Origin of the sequence: Peribacillus sp. ACCC06369 (assembly GCF_030348945.1) — a bacterium.
Lineage (GTDB): Bacteria > Bacillota > Bacilli > Bacillales > DSM-1321 > Peribacillus.
In genome coordinates this window covers 410,235-429,870 of record NZ_JAUCEN010000002.1, presented here as the reverse complement: position 1 = coordinate 429,870, position 19,636 = coordinate 410,235, and the positions used below count along the sequence as shown (strand labels likewise).

Annotated in this window: 14 protein-coding genes, 3 rRNA genes and 1 riboswitch; of the genes, 1 reads left to right on the top strand and 16 read right to left on the bottom strand. The window is 44.7% G+C overall.

Features of this window, described 5'->3' with window-relative positions; all coding sequences use genetic code 11:
* The first annotated feature begins 93 nt into the window (after positions 1-93).
* Positions 94-360, top strand: a complete 267-nt coding sequence (locus QUF78_RS02865; RefSeq protein ID WP_289323483.1) for a YgaP-like transmembrane domain — start codon at positions 94-96, stop codon at positions 358-360.
* Between the two features lie 49 nt (positions 361-409).
* On the opposite strand, the gene purD is transcribed toward QUF78_RS02865, so the two are convergent.
* The 16 genes from purD to QUF78_RS02785 all read right to left on the bottom strand — a co-directional run bounded on the left by purD (position 410) and on the right by QUF78_RS02785 (position 19,131).
* Positions 410-1,684 carry a phosphoribosylamine--glycine ligase gene (gene purD / locus QUF78_RS02860; protein WP_289323482.1) on the bottom strand — a complete coding sequence of 425 codons (1,275 nt, stop codon included), beginning with the start codon at positions 1,682-1,684 and terminating at the stop codon, positions 410-412.
* A gap of 19 nt (positions 1,685-1,703) precedes the next feature.
* Positions 1,704-3,239 (bottom strand): bifunctional phosphoribosylaminoimidazolecarboxamide formyltransferase/IMP cyclohydrolase, encoded by a 1,536-nt coding sequence (gene purH / locus QUF78_RS02855; RefSeq protein ID WP_289323481.1) that lies wholly within the window; start codon positions 3,237-3,239, stop codon positions 1,704-1,706.
* An 18-nt stretch (positions 3,240-3,257) separates the two neighbouring features.
* A complete protein-coding gene (purN, locus tag QUF78_RS02850; protein ID WP_289323480.1) occupies positions 3,258-3,833 on the bottom strand; it encodes a phosphoribosylglycinamide formyltransferase in 576 nt (191 codons plus the stop codon).
* Entirely contained in the window at positions 3,833-4,858 is a 1,026-nt protein-coding gene (purM, locus tag QUF78_RS02845) for a phosphoribosylformylglycinamidine cyclo-ligase (protein ID WP_289318237.1), read from the bottom strand. The genes purN and purM overlap by 1 nt, the downstream gene beginning before the upstream one ends.
* Before the next feature lie 42 nt (positions 4,859-4,900).
* On the bottom strand, positions 4,901-6,316 hold the full coding sequence (purF, locus tag QUF78_RS02840) for an amidophosphoribosyltransferase (protein WP_289323479.1): 1,416 nt from the start codon (positions 6,314-6,316) through the stop codon (positions 4,901-4,903).
* The gene (gene purL / locus QUF78_RS02835; protein ID WP_289323478.1) at positions 6,301-8,523 is read right to left on the bottom strand and encodes a phosphoribosylformylglycinamidine synthase subunit PurL; all 2,223 of its coding nucleotides are present in this window, start codon (positions 8,521-8,523) and stop codon (positions 6,301-6,303) included. Before purL ends, purF begins: the two co-directional genes overlap by 16 nt.
* Positions 8,507-9,193: a phosphoribosylformylglycinamidine synthase subunit PurQ gene (gene purQ / locus QUF78_RS02830; protein WP_289323477.1), complete on the bottom strand. Its 687-nt coding sequence runs from the start codon at positions 9,191-9,193 to the stop codon at positions 8,507-8,509. Before purQ ends, purL begins: the two co-directional genes overlap by 17 nt.
* Entirely contained in the window at positions 9,190-9,444 is a 255-nt protein-coding gene (gene purS / locus QUF78_RS02825; protein WP_289318241.1) for a phosphoribosylformylglycinamidine synthase subunit PurS, read from the bottom strand. Before purS ends, purQ begins: the two co-directional genes overlap by 4 nt.
* Positions 9,437-10,156 carry a phosphoribosylaminoimidazolesuccinocarboxamide synthase gene (gene purC, locus QUF78_RS02820; RefSeq protein ID WP_098370357.1) on the bottom strand — a complete coding sequence of 240 codons (720 nt, stop codon included), beginning with the start codon at positions 10,154-10,156 and terminating at the stop codon, positions 9,437-9,439. Before purC ends, purS begins: the two co-directional genes overlap by 8 nt.
* A 103-nt stretch (positions 10,157-10,259) precedes the next feature.
* A complete protein-coding gene (purB, locus tag QUF78_RS02815) occupies positions 10,260-11,552 on the bottom strand; it encodes an adenylosuccinate lyase (protein WP_289323476.1) in 1,293 nt (430 codons plus the stop codon).
* Positions 11,549-12,709, bottom strand: a complete 1,161-nt coding sequence (gene purK, locus QUF78_RS02810) for a 5-(carboxyamino)imidazole ribonucleotide synthase (RefSeq protein ID WP_289323475.1) — start codon at positions 12,707-12,709, stop codon at positions 11,549-11,551. The genes purB and purK overlap by 4 nt, the downstream gene beginning before the upstream one ends.
* The gene (purE, locus tag QUF78_RS02805) at positions 12,693-13,181 is read right to left on the bottom strand and encodes a 5-(carboxyamino)imidazole ribonucleotide mutase (protein ID WP_289318245.1); all 489 of its coding nucleotides are present in this window, start codon (positions 13,179-13,181) and stop codon (positions 12,693-12,695) included. Before purE ends, purK begins: the two co-directional genes overlap by 17 nt.
* 179 nt (positions 13,182-13,360) lie before the next feature.
* Positions 13,361-13,462: riboswitch (purine riboswitch) on the bottom strand.
* Between the two features lie 74 nt (positions 13,463-13,536).
* The gene (locus QUF78_RS02800; protein WP_370013689.1) at positions 13,537-13,779 is read right to left on the bottom strand and encodes an NETI motif-containing protein; all 243 of its coding nucleotides are present in this window, start codon (positions 13,777-13,779) and stop codon (positions 13,537-13,539) included.
* Positions 13,780-14,292: 513 nt separating this feature from the next.
* Positions 14,293-14,408 (bottom strand): 5S ribosomal RNA (gene rrf, locus QUF78_RS02795).
* 64 nt (positions 14,409-14,472) lie between these two features.
* Positions 14,473-17,405: ribosomal RNA gene (locus tag QUF78_RS02790) — 23S ribosomal RNA — on the bottom strand.
* A gap of 175 nt (positions 17,406-17,580) precedes the next feature.
* Positions 17,581-19,131, bottom strand: a 16S ribosomal RNA gene (locus QUF78_RS02785).
* The 16S, 23S and 5S rRNA genes sit together here, the layout of an rRNA operon.
* Positions 19,132-19,636: the final 505 nt, after the last annotated feature.

The window sequence follows — 19,636 nt, the reverse complement described above, 5'->3', positions numbered from 1 at the left end:
ATCCAATTTTATTTCATAGTAACATACTTGCCTCATTAGAACAGTAATGTTATCCAGAATATTGTTAAATTTTTGTGAAGGGATGGACATAAAATGAATTTTAAACAAAATATCAGTATAATAAATGCGTTAATGCGAATTACTTGTGGTTTTACACTTCTAACATGGGCAATGGCTAAAATGGTAAAAAAACCATGGAAAAACCAATCTTATCTATTCGTGGTCATGCTTTCAGCCATGAAAATAGGCGAAGGCATTCTTCGCTATTGTCCTGTCGTCGATGCAATGGAAAACGGACAAAACTTTATGAAAAACGAATCAAAACAGGAAAAAGAATCTAATCAATCGGATTCATATTAAGTTTTTTCTAAAGAAGAAGCTGACTCCGCTAAGAGTCAGCTTCTTAATATTATGATGAAAAATTGTATTTTATTGCACGGTAGCCAATATCCGTTCGCCAGAATAAGCCATCTTTCTCAATATGCCCTAACTCTTTATATACTTCAGCTTGGGCAGAGGCCAAATCTTTCCCTTTTGCAGCAACCAAAAGTACACGTCCGCCATTAGAGATGAAATTCCCCTCACTATTGAGAGCCGTTCCAGCATGATAAACATGGGCATCCGGATCAATCTTTTCCAAGCCTTTAATGATGGAACCCTTTTTATAATCCCCTGGATATCCATCAGCTGCGACGACCACTCCAAGAACGGCTTCTTCATGCCACTCAAGTTGTAAATCCTCTCCAGAAAGAACCGCTTCAAGCGTATCTACAAAATCTGTTTTCAGGCGTGGTAAAACAACTTGCGTTTCCGGATCTCCAAAACGTGCATTGAACTCAATTACTTTCGTACCTTTTTCAGTAGCGATCAACCCGGCATATAATATCCCTGTAAAACGCCGATTTTCCGAAATCATCGCATTTACTGTAGGCTGAAGAATTGTTTCGACTGCGGTCTGAATCATTTCATCGGAAATTTGCGGCACCGGTGAATATGCACCCATTCCACCTGTGTTCGGGCCCTGATCTCCATCAAAAACCCGCTTGTGATCTTGAGCTATGACCATCGGATACACTTTTTCCCCATTCACGAATGCCATCAATGAAAATTCCTCGCCATCGAGAAATTCCTCAATAACGACTTTGGCAGAAGCTTCGCCGAACTTTGCTCCGACTAGCATGTCATGGATGGCATCTAACGCCTCTTCCATCGTCATCGCAACTACGACACCTTTTCCTGCAGCCAATCCATCCGCTTTTATGACGATGGGGGCACCCATTCTTTCAATATATGCCTTTGCTGAATCATAGTCAGAAAATGTTTCGTATTCCGCTGTCGGAATGCTGTAGTTCTTCATTAAATCTTTAGCAAAGGATTTACTTCCCTCAATCACTGCAGCACGACCATTAGGGCCAAACACCTGTAAGCCTGCCTCCGTAAAGTCATCAGCAAGTCCATTCAACAATGGGGTTTCGGGCCCAATCACCGTTAATGAAACTGCATTCTTCTTGGCAAAGGCAACCAATTCCTCATGATTGTTTTCATCAATTGGAACAAGAGTCGCAACATCGATCATACCTGGATTTCCCGGTGCTGCAAAAACTGTCCCCACCCGTTTACTTTCAAATAGTTTGCGGGCAATGGCATGCTCCCTGCCGCCCCGGCCAATTACTAGTACATTCATTATCGCACCTCATTTTTGATTAATGTTTAAAGTGACGAATTCCTGTAAATACCATCGCAATTCCATATTCATCAGCTTTCTTGATTGAATCCTGATCTTTTACAGATCCACCAGGCTGAATGATTGCCGTGACGCCCGCTTTCGCTGCCGCTTCTACGGTATCATCCATTGGGAAGAAGGCATCTGATGCCAACGCACTTCCTGTCGCTCTTTCCCCAGCTTGTTCCAGAGCAATTTTTGCAGCTCCCACACGGTTCATCTGCCCTGCGCCAACACCTAATGTCATTTGACCGTTACTTACCACTATTGCATTCGACTTAACATGCTTTACGATTTTCCAGCCAAGTTCCAAGGCTTTCCACTCTTCAGGAGTAGGCTCACGTTTCGTTGCCACTTTTACCTCTGCATCCTTTAAGCTATGTGCATCCCGATCTTGAATAAGTAATCCGCCTTCAATGGAAGTCAATTTACGTTCAGGTTTTTTAACCGCGTCGAAATCGATCGTTAATAAACGAAGGTTTTTCTTGCTTGTTAATACTTCCACTGCCTCATCCGTAAACCCAGGAGCAATGATGATTTCAAGGAAAATTTCATGAAGCCTTTCCGCAGTCGCCTTATCAACTTCACGGTTCAAAGCAATGATTCCGCCAAAAATGGAAGTGGCATCTGCCTCATAAGCTTTTTCATATGCTTCTAAAATGGTCGCCCCGACACCGACGCCGCAAGGATTCATATGTTTGACAGCTACAGCAGCCGGCTCATTGAATTCTTTAACGATTTGAAGTGCTGCATCAGCGTCATTAATGTTGTTGTATGAAAGTTCTTTTCCATGTAATTGCTTCGCTTCAGCAATTGAGAAGACGGAACCAAGCGGTTTTTTATAGAATGCTGCTTTTTGATGTGGATTTTCCCCATAACGAAGCGACTGTTTCAATTCATAGGTAACAGTCAATGATTCAGGGTTTTCTTCATCGGCAAGCTCTGTCATATACTCCGAAATAACAGCATCATATGCTGCTGTATGGCGGAAGACTTTTGCAGCCAGGCGGCGATTCGTGGTTTTAGATACTCCGCCGTTTTGTTTCAGCTCAGCCAATACGGTAGGGTAATCTTCGGAATCAACGATAACAGTTACATATGCGTGGTTTTTAGCAGAAGAACGAAGCATAGTCGGTCCACCGATATCGATGTTTTCAATAGCATCTTCCACAGTGACTTCCGGTTTGGAAATAGTCGCTTGGAAAGGATATAGGTTTACACAGACAAGTTGAATGGGTTCAATATTATGCTCTGCAAGCTGTGCTGCGTGATCCTTGTCATCATGTTTTGCCAACACTGCTCCATGTACATTTGGGTGAAGCGTTTTAACACGTCCATCCAATATTTCCGGGAAACCGGTGACATCACTGATTCCAATTACATTAACGCCATTATCCTGCAGCGTTTTTTTAGTACCGCCTGTAGAAATAATTTCAAAACCTGCCTCAATTAAACCTTGAGCAAATTCTACGATCCCTGTTTTATCCGATACACTGATTAAAGCACGTTTCTTCATGTTATGTTGGTCCCTCCATTAAGTAAGTTTCTTGTGGCATAGCTCCTGCAAAACTGGCGGATACATGTCATGCTCCATTTCCTGAATCCTTTTTTGAAGGATGTCTTTCGTATCCCCCTCAAGAATTGGCACTGCCTTTTGGGCAATGATCGGTCCTGTGTCCATTCCATCATCAACAAAATGAATCGTTACCCCCGTTACCTTCACTCCGGCATCAAAAGCCTGTCCAATTGCATCCTTGCCTGGAAAACTAGGCAAAAGTGAAGGGTGGATGTTCACAATCCTCTGTGAAAACTTTTGTAATAATGTCGGACCAATCAAACGCATATAACCAGCCAGAATGATAAATTCTATCTCGTGCTGGCGAAGTTTCTCCAGGATTTCCGATTCATACTCAGTCTTGTTAGAGTAATTCTTAGCTGAAAAGGAGAAAGACTCAATATTCTCAAGGTTAGCTCTCTCAAGCACATATGCGTCTTCACGATCGCAAACGACAAGACAGATTTCCGCCTCCAACTTTCCACTTTTTATTGCGTCAGCAATCGATTGGAAATTACTACCGTTACCTGATGCAAAGACAGCAAGGCGCTTCATTATTTAAACGACACTCCATTTCCATCCACAATCGTTCCAATAACCGATGCTTCTTCACCGCAAGACCGTAGATGGGATAGTACATCGGATGCCACTTCTTTTTTCACGACAGCAGTCATTCCAATACCCATATTGAAAATATTGAACATTTCCTCTTTTACAAGGTTCCCTTTTTCTTCAAGGAATGAGAATATAGATGGAATTTCCCAGCTTCCAAGCTCGATCTCAACACCGCATCCTTCAGGTAGAATACGCGGGATATTTTCGATGAACCCGCCACCCGTGATATGGGCAAGACCATTAACATCAAATTTTTCCAATGTCGATAAAACGGACTTCACATAGATTTTTGTCGGTTTTAATAATTCCTCGCCCAACTTGCAATCCAATTCCGGTACGAAGTCATGAAGCCCCATACCTGAGTCTTCAAGAAGGATTTTACGAACAAGTGAATATCCATTACTGTGAATGCCGCTCGAAGCAAGTCCAATAACGACATCACCCGCCGAGATGGCCTCACCCGTAATTAGACGGGATTTTTCAACTGCACCTACAGTAAAACCTGCCACATCGTATTCTTCCGTTTCGTACATGCCTGGCATTTCAGCCGTTTCTCCACCGATTAAAGCACAACCCGCTTGCTCACAGCCATCTGCAATTCCTTTGACGATCATTTCAATTCGTTCTGGATCTGCTTTACCGCAGGCAATATAATCTAAAAAGTATAAAGGTGCAGCACCTTGAACGACAACATCATTGACGCACATAGCTACACAATCCACTCCAATTGTATCGTGCTTATCCATCATGATTGCCAACAATAGTTTCGTACCCACTCCATCCGTACCTGAAATGAGCACAGGTTCTTTAAGGTTCAAGGAAGATAAATCAAACATGCCCCCGAAACCGCCCAGACCATTCATTACTTCTGGACGAAATGTGCGTTTTACATGTTTTTTCATTCGATTTACCGCTTCATAACCAGCCTCAATATCAACACCAGCCTGCTTATATGCATTAGCCATTTGAAATCCTCCTCCGAAAATCAATCATCATTGCCGACTTGATTAACATTTTGTTTTTTCTCGTTCGTACTCAAAAATTTCAGTCGGATAATTTCCGGTGAAACAAGCTAGGCATGAACCGCGCGTTTCTCCAGGAAACGGTCGTCCAATTGCTTCGACCATACCTTCGACGCTTAAAAAAGTTAAGGAATCAGCTTCAATGATTTCTCTTATTTCCTCCACCGATTTAGAGCTAGCAATCAGTTCTTCCTTTTTAGACGTGTCTATACCATAAAAACATGGATTCTTGATCGGTGGTGAGCTGATTACAACATGCACTTCTTTGGCTCCAGCATCTTTTAACATGCGGACAATCCTTCTGCTTGTTGTGCCACGGACAATTGAATCATCAACCATTATGACCCGCTTACCTTCCACGACCCCTCTTACAGGTGAAAGTTTCATCTTCACGCCTTGTTCACGCAGACTCTGTGATGGCTGAATGAACGTCCGTCCAACATACCTATTTTTTATCAAGCCCATTTCATAGGGTATGCCGGCCGCTTCAGCATAGCCTATCGCTGCCGAAATGCTGGAATCGGGTACACCTGTAACTACATCCGCTTCAATTTTGGTTTCCAGTGCCATTTGCTTGCCAAGGTTTTTTCTTGCCGTATGAACATTAATCCCATCAATGTTGCTATCCGGACGGGAGAAATACACATATTCCATCGTGCACATTGCCTGTTGACTGGAAAGCGAAAAGTACTCGGATGTGATTCCCTCATCATTAATGACAACGAGTTCACCCGGCTCAATATCGCGGATGAATTCTGCACCTACAATATCAAGGGCACATGTTTCTGATGCGGCGAAATATGCATCGCCTATTTTCCCCAAGGAAAGTGGACGGAAGCCATGCGGGTCCCTTGCCATAATCATTTGGTTTTCTGTCATGATGACAAAGGCGTAAGCTCCCTTCAGCATGCTTAAACTGTTCTTCACGGAATCTCTGACATCCGAGTAGCCGGACCGTTTAATAAGATGGGCCAGGACTTCCGTATCCGATGTCGTTTGAAAAATGCTTCCCTGTCCTTCAAGCTGTGCCTTTAACTGATGGGCGTTGACTATATTCCCATTATGAGCAAGCGCCAGCCCTCCTGTATGTGAATTGAACAAGAAAGGCTGAACATTTTGATACCCGCCGCCGCCTGCCGTTGTATAACGGACATGGCCGATCGCAGCTTTTCCTGAACCGGAAAGTGACTGCATTTTTTCGGCCGTGAATATCTCTGTGACAAGACCTTCACCCTTGGAGATGGACATCTGCTCACCGTCAGTAACGACGATGCCAGCTCCCTCTTGACCACGATGTTGTAGGCTATGCAAACCGTAGTAAGCCAGCTGTGCTGCATCGGGATGTCCCCAGACTCCAACAACACCACACTCTTCGTTTAGGCTTCTTATTTCAGCAAGCATGGTATGGCTCCCTTCCAAGCTGTTTGTAAATCTTCAACGTCCGCTTCCAATACTTTGCTATCACTGTCTGTTGCCACGACTAATTTATTATCTCCCGTTATTGAGCCAATGCATTTCGCATCTTCAACTAGCGCTTCGAATGCCGTTTGGTTTTCAGGCTTGATGGATAGTAGGAATCGAGATTGCGTTTCACTGAATAATTCCGATACCGGTTCGCCAGCTATATTCACTTTTGCCCCAAGCTTGCTAGCCCCGAATAAAGATTCAGCTAAAGCCACTGCCAAACCGCCTTCCGAAAGGTCATGGGCTGATGCAACAAGTCCTTTTTGGATTGCAGTGAGGATTTGCTGCTGACGTTTTTGTTCAACGGCCAAATCAAGTTCCGGTGCGCGTCCGAAGATTTTACCTTCGAGCATTTTTTGTAACTCACTGCCTCCAAATTCAACTTTCGCTTCGCCGACCACATAAATCAAATCGGCTTCATTTTTAAACGTTTGTGTAGTGATGTGCTGAAGGTCATTGATAAGACCAACCATCCCAACCACAGGTGTCGGATAAATCGCTTCACCGTTCGTTTCATTGTATAGCGAGACATTTCCACCAATTACAGGAGTGCTTAAGCTTCTGCAAGCTTCACTCATACCGTCTGCCGCTTTTTCCAATTGCCAAAATATTTCAGGTTTTTCCGGATTCCCAAAATTCAAGCAATCCGTAATCGCTAAAGGTTCCGCCCCCGAGCAAATAATGTTACGGGCTGCTTCAGCGACTGCGATTTTACCTCCCGTTTCAGGATCTAAATAAATAAAGCGGGAGTTGCAATCCGTCGTCATGGCAAGGGCCTTATTTGTGCCCCGGACACGTACCACCGCCGCATCAGATCCAGGTGAGACGACTGTATTCGTACGGACCATGTAATCATATTGGTCGTAGACCCATTCCTTACTCGAAATCGTCGGTTGCTTCAATAGTGATACCAATGTTTCTTTATAATCTTCAATGACTGGCACTTCAGCCGTCATGCTTTGGAAATCGCGGAAATATTGCGGTTCTGCAGATGGCTTATGATAAATCGGAGCTTCTTCAGCCAATGCATCCACCGGAACCTCTGCAACGATTTCACCTTGATGCGATAATGTTAGGTTTTTGTCATCCGTCACTACTCCTACGGAAACAGCCTCTAAATCATATTTCGTAAACAAGTCAACGATTTCTTGTTCACGTCCTTTAGTGACAACGATCAGCATCCGTTCTTGTGATTCAGAAAGCATCATTTCATAAGCAGTCATTCCAGTTTCACGCTGCGGTACCAAATCAAGGTTCATTTTAATGCCTGATCCAGCTTTACTTGCCATCTCTGCAGATGAACTTGTAAGACCCGCTGCACCCATATCCTGAATGCCAACAAGGGCATCATTTTGAATCAATTCAAGGCATGCTTCCAAAAGCAGTTTCTCCATGAATGGATCTCCCACTTGGACGGCAGGTCGTTTTTCTTCTGAAGACTCTGACAGCTCTTCAGATGCAAATGTTGCTCCATGAATACCATCGCGTCCTGTTTTGGCTCCCACATACATGACTGTGTTACCTACTCCATGAGCCTGGCCTTTTTTAATGTCTTTATGATCGATCAAGCCGACACACATCGCATTTACCAGAGGGTTCCCTTCATAAGAAGGGTCGAATTGAATTTCGCCTCCGACAGTCGGTATTCCGATACAATTGCCGTATCCAGCAATCCCGGCAACCACTTCTTTAAATAAATATTTAACACGATCATTGTCTAGCTCACCAAAACGAAGCGAATTCAGCATCGCAATCGGACGCGCACCCATGGAGAAGACATCACGGATAATTCCTCCGACACCAGTAGCGGCACCTTGGTAAGGTTCGATAGCAGATGGGTGGTTATGACTTTCTATTTTAAAAACGACAGCCTGATCGTCACCGATATCAACGATACCAGCTCCTTCACCAGGACCTTGAAGAACTTTCTCCCCAGTTATCGGGAATTTTTTTAAGATGGGTTTTGAATTTTTGTAGGAACAATGCTCTGACCACATTACAGAAAACAATCCAGTTTCCGTATAATTAGGCAGTCTGCCTAAGATTTTCTCAACCATTGCAAATTCTTGATCGGACAGTCCCATACTTGCGTACAATCGCTCCGATTTAATTTTTTCCGGACTTGGTTCAAGCTGTAATAACATGTGATTCCCTCCAGTTTTTTACGATGGATTGAAAAATCTTTAAGCCGTCTTTACTGCCAAGCAGTGAATCAACAGCACGTTCGGGATGAGGCATCATACCGAGGACATTTCCTTGTTCATTTGTAATTCCCGCTATTTGTTCCAAGCTTCCGTTTGGATTTTCACCATCATAAGTGAATAAGATGCGGTTATTTCGTTTTAATTCAGCCAATGTTTCATTATCACAGTAATAATTCCCTTCACCATGGGCAACCGGGATCGTAATCGTTTCATTTACTTCATAACCTGTCGTGAACATCGATTGATTATTTTCAACCTTTAATCCAACATTGCGGCAAATGAATTTCAAGCCTTCATTACGGCGCATCGCTCCAGGTAAAAGTCCTGCTTCAAGTAAAATCTGAAAACCATTGCAGACACCCAAAACAGGCTTTCCTGCTTGTGCAGCTTTTACAACTTCGGCCATTACATTCGAAAATCGGGCAATCGCTCCAGAGCGTAAATAGTCTCCATAGGAGAAACCTCCAGGAAGGAGAATTCCATCATACTGATCTAGATTGTCTGTGGAATGCCAAACATACTCCACTTCTTCCCCTAGTGCATCCTTGATCGCATGGTACATATCGACATCACAATTGGAACCAGGGAAAACTATGACAGCAAATTTCATTTGGTGATAACCTCCTCAACATCATAACGGTAAGCTTCAATTACCGTATTGGCCAATAGTTTTTCACACATTTCCTTCACAAGTTGATCTAAATCACGATCCGTATCCTTAATTGTAAGTTCAATGTATTTCCCCACTCGAACATCACTGACTTCGTTATAAGTCAAACTATGAAGTGATTGTTGCACTGCTGCTCCCTGTGGATCTAGTACACTTTCGCGTAGTGTGATATATACTTTAACCTTATACATGTTGAGTGCCCTCCAACTTTGCTAGTATTTTTTCGTAAGCATCTGTTAAACTGCCTAAATCACGGCGGAATACATCTTTGTCTAACTTTTCGTTCGTGTTAATATCCCATAATCGGCAGGTATCAGGTGAAATTTCATCTGCCAGCAGAATGTCTCCATTCGGGGTCTTACCGAACTCTAATTTGAAATCAATCAATTTAATGTCCAATTCTTTAAAGAAGGAAGTTAAGACGATACTGATTTCTTGTGCCTTTTCTTTTAAAATGGCTACATCTTCCTTGCTTGCAAGTTCCAACTCTTCAATATGGTCTTCCGTTAACAGAGGATCGCCGAGCTCGTCGTCTTTATAGTAAAACTCAATCAGCGTTTTCTTGAGCGGCTGGCCTTCTTCAATGCCAGTTCTTTTAGAAAAACTGCCGGCAGCCGTATTTCTGACAACGACTTCAAGTGGGATGATAGATACCCTCTTGACTAACTGCTCCCGGTCGGAAAGCATTTCAATAAAATGGGAAGGGATATTTTCTTGGGCAAGCTTTGAAAATAGTAAGCTAGTAATTTGATTATTCAACTTACCTTTTCCGGCAATCTCTGATTTCTTCTCACCATTAAACGCTGTTGCCGAATCCTTGTATTCCACCCATACTATTTCACTGTTGTCCGTTGCAAAAATCTGTTTCGCTTTTCCTTCATACAACAATTCTCGTTTTTCCATCTGTCCAGACCCCCACATTGTGAATATTATGAATCTTCCTACCATTGATCAGGCTTGGCAAACATATCACCGTTTAGAGGTGCCATGTTTGCCGCCTTCATTTTTATAAACCTAAACGATCAAAGATTACATCAACATTTTTCAGGTGATGTGTAGGATCGAAACAATCATCAAGTTCTTCTTTCGTAAGCAAGCTTGTGATTTTATCATCCTTTTCGATCAGGCTTCTGAATGGAACCTGAAGCTCCCATGCTTCCATCGCCTTCGGCTGAACCGTATCATAAGCTTCTTCACGGACAAGTCCTTTATCGATAAGGGAAAGCAGCACACGTTGTGAGAAAATCAATCCCAGCGTTCGGTCCATATTGCGTTTCATATTTTCTGGATAAACGGTCAAGTTCTTAATTATGTTGCTGAACCGGTTCAGCATGTAGTTTAAAGCGATCGTTGCATCCGGTAAGATGATGCGCTCAGCAGAAGAATGCGAAATGTCACGTTCATGCCATAACGGTACATTCTCAAAAGCTGTCATCATGTAACCGCGGATTACACGAGCCATTCCCGTCATATTTTCAGAACCGATTGGATTCCGTTTATGAGGCATTGCCGAAGAGCCCTTTTGTCCTTTTGCAAAGAATTCTTCCACTTCACGTGTTTCACTTTTTTGCAAGCCGCGAATTTCCACTGCGAACTTTTCAATTGATGTCGCAATTAAAGCCAAAGTGCTCATATAATGTGCGTGACGATCGCGCTGCAATGTTTGTGTTGAAATTGGTGCTGCTTCAAGGCCAAGCTTTTCACAAACGAATTTTTCAACGAACGGGTCGATGTTTGCGTAAGTTCCGACAGCTCCAGAGATTTTCCCAACCTCTATGTTCTTTCTGGCTTCATCAAAACGTTCGACATTGCGTTTCATTTCTTGATACCAAAGTGCCAGTTTCAACCCAAAAGTAGTCGGTTCCGCGTGAACTCCATGTGTACGTCCCATTTGAACCGTATATTTATGTTCTTTCGCTTTATTTTTCAGGATCTCCACGAAGTTATTTAAATCCTTGGAAAGGATATCATTCGCTTGCTTAATTACATATGAAAGAGCTGTATCGACAACATCAGTTGAGGTCAATCCGTAATGAACCCATTTCCGTTCTTCACCCAACGTTTCAGAAACCGCACGTGTAAAAGCAACAACATCGTGTCGTGTATCTTTTTCGATTTCATTGATACGCTCCACATCGAACGTAGCATTTTCACGAAGAAGTTTCACATCTTCTTTTGGAATGACACCTAGTTCAGACCATGCTTCACAAGCTAAGATTTCAACTTCCAACCACGCATTAAAGCGGTTCTTTTCTGTCCAAATGTTTCCCATCTCTGGGCGGGTATAACGTTCAATCATTTTACTTCCTCCGTTTCAACCTGTTGATTCCATATTTTGCTTCGATCACTTTCCAAAAGAGCTTCCTCAATCGTTGGACGTAAAATATTCACATGACCCATTTTCCGCTTAACCTTGGCTTCTTTCTTACCGTAAAGGTGAACCTTCCAATCTGAAAGCGTCGGAATTTCATCCATTAAGGGCCCGATATGCTCACCAAGGATGTTTATCATTACCACAGGCTTCAATAACGCCGTATTTCCGAGCGGCCAATTGCAGACAGCCCTTATATGCTGTTCGAACTGTGAAGTCTCACATGCTTCCATTGTATAATGCCCTGAGTTATGAGGTCTTGGCGCTAATTCATTAATGATGATCTCATCCTGAGCAGTTAAAAACATCTCTACTGCCAATGTCCCCACTAAATCAAGTTTCTCTGCAAGCTGCAAAGCTTCATTAATAGCCTTCCGTTCAGCTTGTTGACTAATACGGGCGGGAACAATGCTTTTATGAAGAATATTTTCGATATGAATGTTTTCCGCTATCGGAAAATGACTTGCCTCGCCATTTGCCTTACGCGTCACAATGATGGAGATTTCTTTTACGAAAGGAATCCAGGCTTCCAGCACACATATACCTGTTTTGAGCAGGGATTCTGCCTTTTTGATATCGGCTTCTTCCTTAATGACCAACTGCCCTTTTCCATCATAACCGCCCCGCGTCGTTTTTAACACACTAGGGTACCCTAATTTCTCTATATGAAGGTAAATTTCTGAAATATCCCGTATTTCCCGATATGGAGCAACAGAAGCTCCTGCATCAGATATCGCTTTTTTTTCTGTTAGTCTATCCTGTGTCAGCTTTAATAATTCTGAGCCCTGTGGCAGAAATGCATGTTGCTTTAACCAATCCAGGGCTTCTGAACTGATATTTTCAAACTCATAGGTTATTACGTCACTGACCTCAGCTAACCTTTTCAATGCTTCGATGTCATCATAAGCACCAATGATTTCAATATCCGCCACTTGTGCACATGGACCTTCTGCAGTCGGCTCAAGGACCGCTATCTTAAAGCCCGATGCCCTAGCCGATAAGGCCATCATCCTTCCCAATTGCCCACCGCCGATAATTCCAATGGTCTGTCCCGGTAAAATGATTGTATTATTTAAGTTGTTCACTGCTCTGTAACACCTTTTCTCTGGTTTCGTCTCGTAAAGCCACTAACCTATCAGCAATGTCAGAATCGAAAGCTGCTAATATTTGGGCCGCAAACAAACCGGCATTGACTGCGCCCGCTTTTCCGATCGCAACCGTTGCAACCGGTACGCCACCAGGCATTTGAACAATCGATAATAACGAATCCATCCCATTTAATGCCTTCGATTGAATTGGCACGCCTATCACAGGGACAATGGTCTTGGCTGCTGTCATACCTGGAAGATGTGCCGCCCCGCCCGCTCCGGCAATAATCACTTTAATGTCTCTCTCTTTTGCACTCTCTGCATATTCAAATAGTAAATCCGGCGTCCTGTGAGCGGAAACGACTCTTTTCTCATAGGGAATCTCAAGCTGTTCCAATGATTCACAAGCGTATTTCATCGTTTCCCAATCCGAGACACTTCCCATAATAACCCCAACTTGCGGTTTCATATCATCTTTCCCTCCAACACTCATATTAAGGCGTCCCGAGTATGCAGATGGACGCTTATCATTATCTATAACATGTAAAATATAAAAAACCGGACAGGTTGCTTCCTCATCGAGAAAGCAACCTGTCCGGAAAAGAAAGCCCTTTTGAAAAATACAAAAAGACTTGGCTAGTTTCCGAATTAGTCAGATGCTTTTCTCATAGTCCGATGATTTACGGTCATCAGGTAGAAACTTTTGGGCCATATCCCCATGATTATATGAGATGTATTAATGTAACTTCATCTTACCTTCCGGCCATTTTAATGTCAAGTTAAAATCGAATATTTTTACATGATATGAATAAATCGTTCGTGTTTTACTCAATTAATTTTGCTTCGAATACAATTTTTCGATCAACTGGCACATATTGGACTTTGCCATTCTCGATTCTCTCGGCGAAGATGGGTTCTTCTGTTCGCCTTACAGGAAAGTACCCTGCTGCTTTAATTCGATCTAAACATGCATCGATTGTCTCGCCCTCGATAACTTCAAACTTTTCCTTACTCTTTTTACTCACAATACCGATCCCTTCCATAATTTCATTTCGCTTTGTATCCAACTTACATTATTACCATTAATAAATTCTTCCTAGTATAATGAAAAGAACCAATAAAGACAAGAAATTCATTTTTCGAAAAATCCATTCCAGTATAAAAATCCGTTCTATCGTAAAGGCACCTACCCTCATGAATTTACATACCTTCAATATCCTATCCTTTCTCCCTTTCGAATTACTATAGCCTGAATCAAGAAATTAACCTCTGCTCCTTGATCGGTACATAATCGTATCTTGCTCTCATGAATTATTTCAATTCACATGGGCCGTATTAATAAACGGCAGTTTGAATTTGAGGGAATTGACGATAGGACGGATTAATTGGGTTTTGGTCGAATTGGATAGGCTGCGGCTCGAATTATTTCCTTCTAGGTCAAATTAGATAGGAAACAGGTCGAATTGAAGGCATATTCTTCTCCAATTCGACCTGAAATATGGGGATTTCTAAAAAAACGATTTCCATTCAAATCATTGAGACGCAAAAAAAGACCAGCCGGATGGCTGGTCTTTGAAATGGCTTGGCGGCGTCCTACTCTCACAGGGGGAAACCCCCAACTACCATCGGCGCTGAAGAGCTTAACTGCCGTGTTCGGAATGGGAACGGGTGTGACCTCTTCGCTATCGCCACCAAACATATCAGGAACGTTGTTCCTTCAAAACTAGATAATAAGAAGGTATTTCATTTTTTAAAAAGCGTTGGTTAAGTCCTCGATCTATTAGTATCAGTCAGCTCCACATGTCGCCACGCTTCCACCTCTGACCTATCAACCTGATCATCTTTCAGGGATCTTACTAGCTTGCGCCATGGGAAATCTCATCTTGAGGGGGGCTTCATGCTTAGATGCTTTCAGCACTTATCCCGTCCGCACGTAGCTACCCAGCTATGCCTTTGGCAAGACAACTGGTACACCAGCGGTGCGTCCATCCCGGTCCTCTCGTACTAAGGACAGCTCCTCTCAAATTTCCTGCGCCCGCGACGGATAGGGACCGAACTGTCTCACGACGTTCTGAACCCAGCTCGCGTACCGCTTTAATGGGCGAACAGCCCAACCCTTGGGACCGACTACAGCCCCAGGATGCGATGAGCCGACATCGAGGTGCCAAACCTCCCCGTCGATGTGGACTCTTGGGGGAGATAAGCCTGTTATCCCCGGGGTAGCTTTTATCCGTTGAGCGATGGCCCTTCCATGCGGAACCACCGGATCACTAAGCCCGACTTTCGTCCCTGCTCGACTTGTAGGTCTCGCAGTCAAGCTCCCTTGTGCCTTTACACTCTACGAATGATTTCCAACCATTCTGAGGGAACCTTTGGGCGCCTCCGTTACTCTTTAGGAGGCGACCGCCCCAGTCAAACTGCCCACCTGACACTGTCTCCCACCCCGATAAGGGGCGCGGGTTAGAATTTCAATACAGCCAGGGTAGTATCCCACCAACGCCTCCACCGAAGCTAGCGCTCCGGCTTCTCAGGCTCCTACCTATCCTGTACAAGCTGTACCAAAATTCAATATCAGGCTGCAGTAAAGCTCCACGGGGTCTTTCCGTCCTGTCGCGGGTAACCTGCATCTTCACAGGTACTATAATTTCACCGAGTCTCTCGTTGAGACAGTGCCCAGATCGTTACACCTTTCGTGCGGGTCGGAACTTACCCGACAAGGAATTTCGCTACCTTAGGACCGTTATAGTTACGGCCGCCGTTTACTGGGGCTTCGGTTCAAAGCTTCGCTTGCGCTAACCTCTCCCCTTAACCTTCCAGCACCGGGCAGGTGTCAGCCCCTATACTTCGCCTTGCGGCTTCGCAGAGACCTGTGTTTTTGCTAAACAGTCGCCTGGGCCTATTCACTGCGGCTTTTCCGGGCTATTCACCCTAAAAAGCACCCCTTCTCCCGAAGTTACGGGGTCATTTTGCCGAGTTCCTTAACGAGAGTTCTCTCGCACACCTTAGGATTCTCTCCTCGCCTACCTGTGTCGGTTTGCGGTACGGGCACCTTACATCTCACTAGAGGCTTTTCTTGGCAGCGTGGAATCAGGAACTTCGGTACTATATTTCCCTCGCCATCACAGCTCCGCCTTAATGGAAACGGGATTTGCCTCGTTTCCGGCCTAACTGCTTGGACGCGCATATCCAACAGCGCGCTTACCCTATCCTTCTGCGTCCCCCCATCGTTCAAACGATGTATAGGTGGTACAGGAATATCAACCTGTTGTCCATCGCCTACGCCTTTCGGCCTCGGCTTAGGTCCCGACTAACCCTGAGCGGACGAGCCTTCCTCAGGAAACCTTAGGCATTCGGTGGAAGGGATTCTCACCCTTCTTTCGCTACTCATACCGGCATTCTCACTTCTAAGCGCTCCACCAGTCCTTCCGGTCTGACTTCAACGCCCTTAGAACGCTCTCCTACCATCGACACCTAATGGTGTCAATCCACAGCTTCGGTGATACGTTTAGCCCCGGTACATTTTCGGCGCGGAGTCACTCGACCAGTGAGCTATTACGCACTCTTTAAATGGTGGCTGCTTCTGAGCCAACATCCTGGTTGTCTAAGCAACTCCACATCCTTTTCCACTTAACGTATACTTTGGGACCTTAGCTGGTGGTCTGGGCTGTTTCCCTTTCGACTACGGATCTTATCACTCGCAGTCTGACTCCCAAGAATAAGTATTTGGCATTCGGAGTTTGACTGAATTCGGTAACCCGTTGGGGGCCCCTAGTCCAATCAGTGCTCTACCTCCAATACTCTCATCTTGAGGCTAGCCCTAAAGCTATTTCGGAGAGAACCAGCTATCTCCAGGTTCGATTGGAATTTCTCCGCTACCCACACCTCATCCCCGCACTTTTCAACGTGCGTGGGTTCGGGCCTCCATTCAGTGTTACCTGAACTTCACCCTGGACATGGGTAGATCACCTGGTTTCGGGTCTACGACCTCATACTCATTCGCCCTATTCAGACTCGCTTTCGCTGCGGCTCCGTCTTATCAACTTAACCTCGCATGAAATCGTAACTCGCCGGTTCATTCTACAAAAGGCACGCCATTACCCATTAACGGGCTTTGACTACTTGTAGGCACACGGTTTCAGGATCTATTTCACTCCCCTTCCGGGGTGCTTTTCACCTTTCCCTCACGGTACTGGTTCACTATCGGTCACTAGGGAGTATTTAGCCTTGGGAGATGGTCCTCCCTGCTTCCGACGGGATTTCTCGTGTCCCGCCGTACTCAGGATCCACTCAGGAGGGAACGAAGTTTCAACTACAGGGTTTTTACCTTCTTTGACGGACCTTTCCAGGTCACTTCATTTACCCCGTTCCTTTGTAACTCCATGTTGAGTGTCCTACAACCCCAAGAGGCAAGCCTCTTGGTTTGGGCTAATTCCGTTTCGCTCGCCGCTACTCAGGAAATCGCATTTGCTTTCTCTTCCTCCGGGTACTTAGATGTTTCAGTTCCCCGGGTCTGCCTTCAGTACCCTATGTATTCAGGTAAAGATACTGTTCCATTACGAACAGTGGGTTTCCCCATTCGGAAATCTCCGGATCAAAGCTTACTTACAGCTCCCCGAAGCATATCGGTGTTAGTCCCGTCCTTCATCGGCTCCTAGTGCCAAGGCATCCACCGTGCGCCCTTTCTAACTTAACCGTTAAAAAGATCTTACAGATGCTTTGAAAAAAATTAATTGCCTTCTATCTATTATCTAGTTTTCAAGGAACAAAGCAGAAAGAATCCATCACATCGTGATGTTTTTCTTCCCTATCTGAATGAATTACTCATTCAAAACTGAACAAAACAAAAGCGCTCTCGTAATTATCCTTAGAAAGGAGGTGATCCAGCCGCACCTTCCGATACGGCTACCTTGTTACGACTTCACCCCAATCATCTGTCCCACCTTAGGCGGCTGGCTCCATAAAGGTTACCTCACCGACTTCGGGTGTTACAAACTCTCGTGGTGTGACGGGCGGTGTGTACAAGGCCCGGGAACGTATTCACCGCGGCATGCTGATCCGCGATTACTAGCGATTCCGGCTTCATGTAGGCGAGTTGCAGCCTACAATCCGAACTGAGAATGGCTTTATGGGATTCGCTTACCTTCGCAGGTTTGCAGCCCTTTGTACCATCCATTGTAGCACGTGTGTAGCCCAGGTCATAAGGGGCATGATGATTTGACGTCATCCCCACCTTCCTCCGGTTTGTCACCGGCAGTCACCTTAGAGTGCCCAACTGAATGCTGGCAACTAAGATCAAGGGTTGCGCTCGTTGCGGGACTTAACCCAACATCTCACGACACGAGCTGACGACAACCATGCACCACCTGTCACTCTGTCCCCCGAAGGGGAAAGCCCTATCTCTAGGGTTGTCAGAGGATGTCAAGACCTGGTAAGGTTCTTCGCGTTGCTTCGAATTAAACCACATGCTCCACCGCTTGTGCGGGCCCCCGTCAATTCCTTTGAGTTTCAGCCTTGCGGCCGTACTCCCCAGGCGGAGTGCTTAATGCGTTAGCTGCAGCACTAAAGGGCGGAAACCCTCTAACACTTAGCACTCATCGTTTACGGCGTGGACTACCAGGGTATCTAATCCTGTTTGCTCCCCACGCTTTCGCGCCTCAGTGTCAGTTACAGACCAGAAAGTCGCCTTCGCCACTGGTGTTCCTCCAAATCTCTACGCATTTCACCGCTACACTTGGAATTCCACTTTCCTCTTCTGCACTCAAGTTCCCCAGTTTCCAATGACCCTCCACGGTTGAGCCGTGGGCTTTCACATCAGACTTAAAGAACCACCTGCGCGCGCTTTACGCCCAATAATTCCGGACAACGCTTGCCACCTACGTATTACCGCGGCTGCTGGCACGTAGTTAGCCGTGGCTTTCTGGTTAGGTACCGTCAAGGTACCAGCAGTTACTCTGGTACTTGTTCTTCCCTAACAACAGAACTTTACGACCCGAAGGCCTTCTTCGTTCACGCGGCGTTGCTCCGTCAGACTTTCGTCCATTGCGGAAGATTCCCTACTGCTGCCTCCCGTAGGAGTCTGGGCCGTGTCTCAGTCCCAGTGTGGCCGATCACCCTCTCAGGTCGGCTACGCATCGTCGCCTTGGTGAGCCATTACCTCACCAACTAGCTAATGCGCCGCGGGCCCATCTATAAGTGACAGCATAAACCGTCTTTCCATCTTCTCTCATGCGAGAAAAGAACGTATCCGGTATTAGCTCCGGTTTCCCGAAGTTATCCCAGTCTTATAGGCAGGTTGCCCACGTGTTACTCACCCGTCCGCCGCTAATCTCAGGGAGCAAGCTCCCATCGATTCGCTCGACTTGCATGTATTAGGCACGCCGCCAGCGTTCGTCCTGAGCCAGGATCAAACTCTCCGAAGAAATGTTTGACTTGCTCATTTTGCTTTTTTGATAGTGTGTGCTCACTTAAAATTTAACGTTGGCGCTTTGTTTTGTTCAGTTTTCAAAGAGCAATTTCACAATCGTTCTTTCGAACGGCTTGTTTATTCATCATAACATCTTATTGATTAGTTGTCAACTTCTGCGAAGTTTTAAACTTATTTTAAATCGCTGTGTTTCTCAGCGACCATTTCATCTTATCATTTTCATAGTAAGAAGTCAATAGTTATTATTTTTGTTTTGGTAATCTACCAAAAGCGGATGAAGTTTTTCGTTTGTCTTAGTTGGTGCTTATTTATATTAATCCTTTCTTACCATAAAGTCAACACATTTTATACAATTCTTTATTAAGTGATTTATCCATTTATTATATAGGAGATAGGAGCATTATATGTCCTTATCACAACATGAATATAATCCACCAAAACCTTCTTGATCCTTGTTCATTAAACCTAAGGTCCCCTTCGATCAACATCCATTTTATTAA

Excerpts from the sequence above, each read along its gene's own strand:
- purL (WP_289323478.1), bottom strand. The coding sequence starts at position 8,523 with ATGTTATTACAGCTTGAACCAAGTCCGGAAAAAATTAAATCGGAGCGA.
- purQ (WP_289323477.1), bottom strand. The coding sequence starts at position 9,193 with ATGAAATTTGCTGTCATAGTTTTCCCTGGTTCCAATTGTGATGTCGAT.
- purM (WP_289318237.1), bottom strand. The coding sequence starts at position 4,858 with ATGGCTAATGCATATAAGCAGGCTGGTGTTGATATTGAGGCTGGTTAT.
- purS (WP_289318241.1), bottom strand. The coding sequence starts at position 9,444 with ATGTATAAGGTTAAAGTATATATCACACTACGCGAAAGTGTACTAGAT.
- purB (WP_289323476.1), bottom strand. The coding sequence starts at position 11,552 with ATGATTGAACGTTATACCCGCCCAGAGATGGGAAACATTTGGACAGAA.
- purE (WP_289318245.1), bottom strand. The coding sequence starts at position 13,181 with ATGAAACCGCAAGTTGGGGTTATTATGGGAAGTGTCTCGGATTGGGAA.
- purF (WP_289323479.1), bottom strand. The coding sequence starts at position 6,316 with ATGCTTGCTGAAATAAGAAGCCTAAACGAAGAGTGTGGTGTTGTTGGA.
- purC (WP_098370357.1), bottom strand. The coding sequence starts at position 10,156 with ATGGAAAAACGAGAATTGTTGTATGAAGGAAAAGCGAAACAGATTTTT.
- purH (WP_289323481.1), bottom strand. The coding sequence starts at position 3,239 with ATGAAGAAACGTGCTTTAATCAGTGTATCGGATAAAACAGGGATCGTA.
- purD (WP_289323482.1), bottom strand. The coding sequence starts at position 1,684 with ATGAATGTACTAGTAATTGGCCGGGGCGGCAGGGAGCATGCCATTGCC.
- purN (WP_289323480.1), bottom strand. The coding sequence starts at position 3,833 with ATGAAGCGCCTTGCTGTCTTTGCATCAGGTAACGGTAGTAATTTCCAA.
- QUF78_RS02865 (WP_289323483.1), top strand. The coding sequence starts at position 94 with ATGAATTTTAAACAAAATATCAGTATAATAAATGCGTTAATGCGAATT.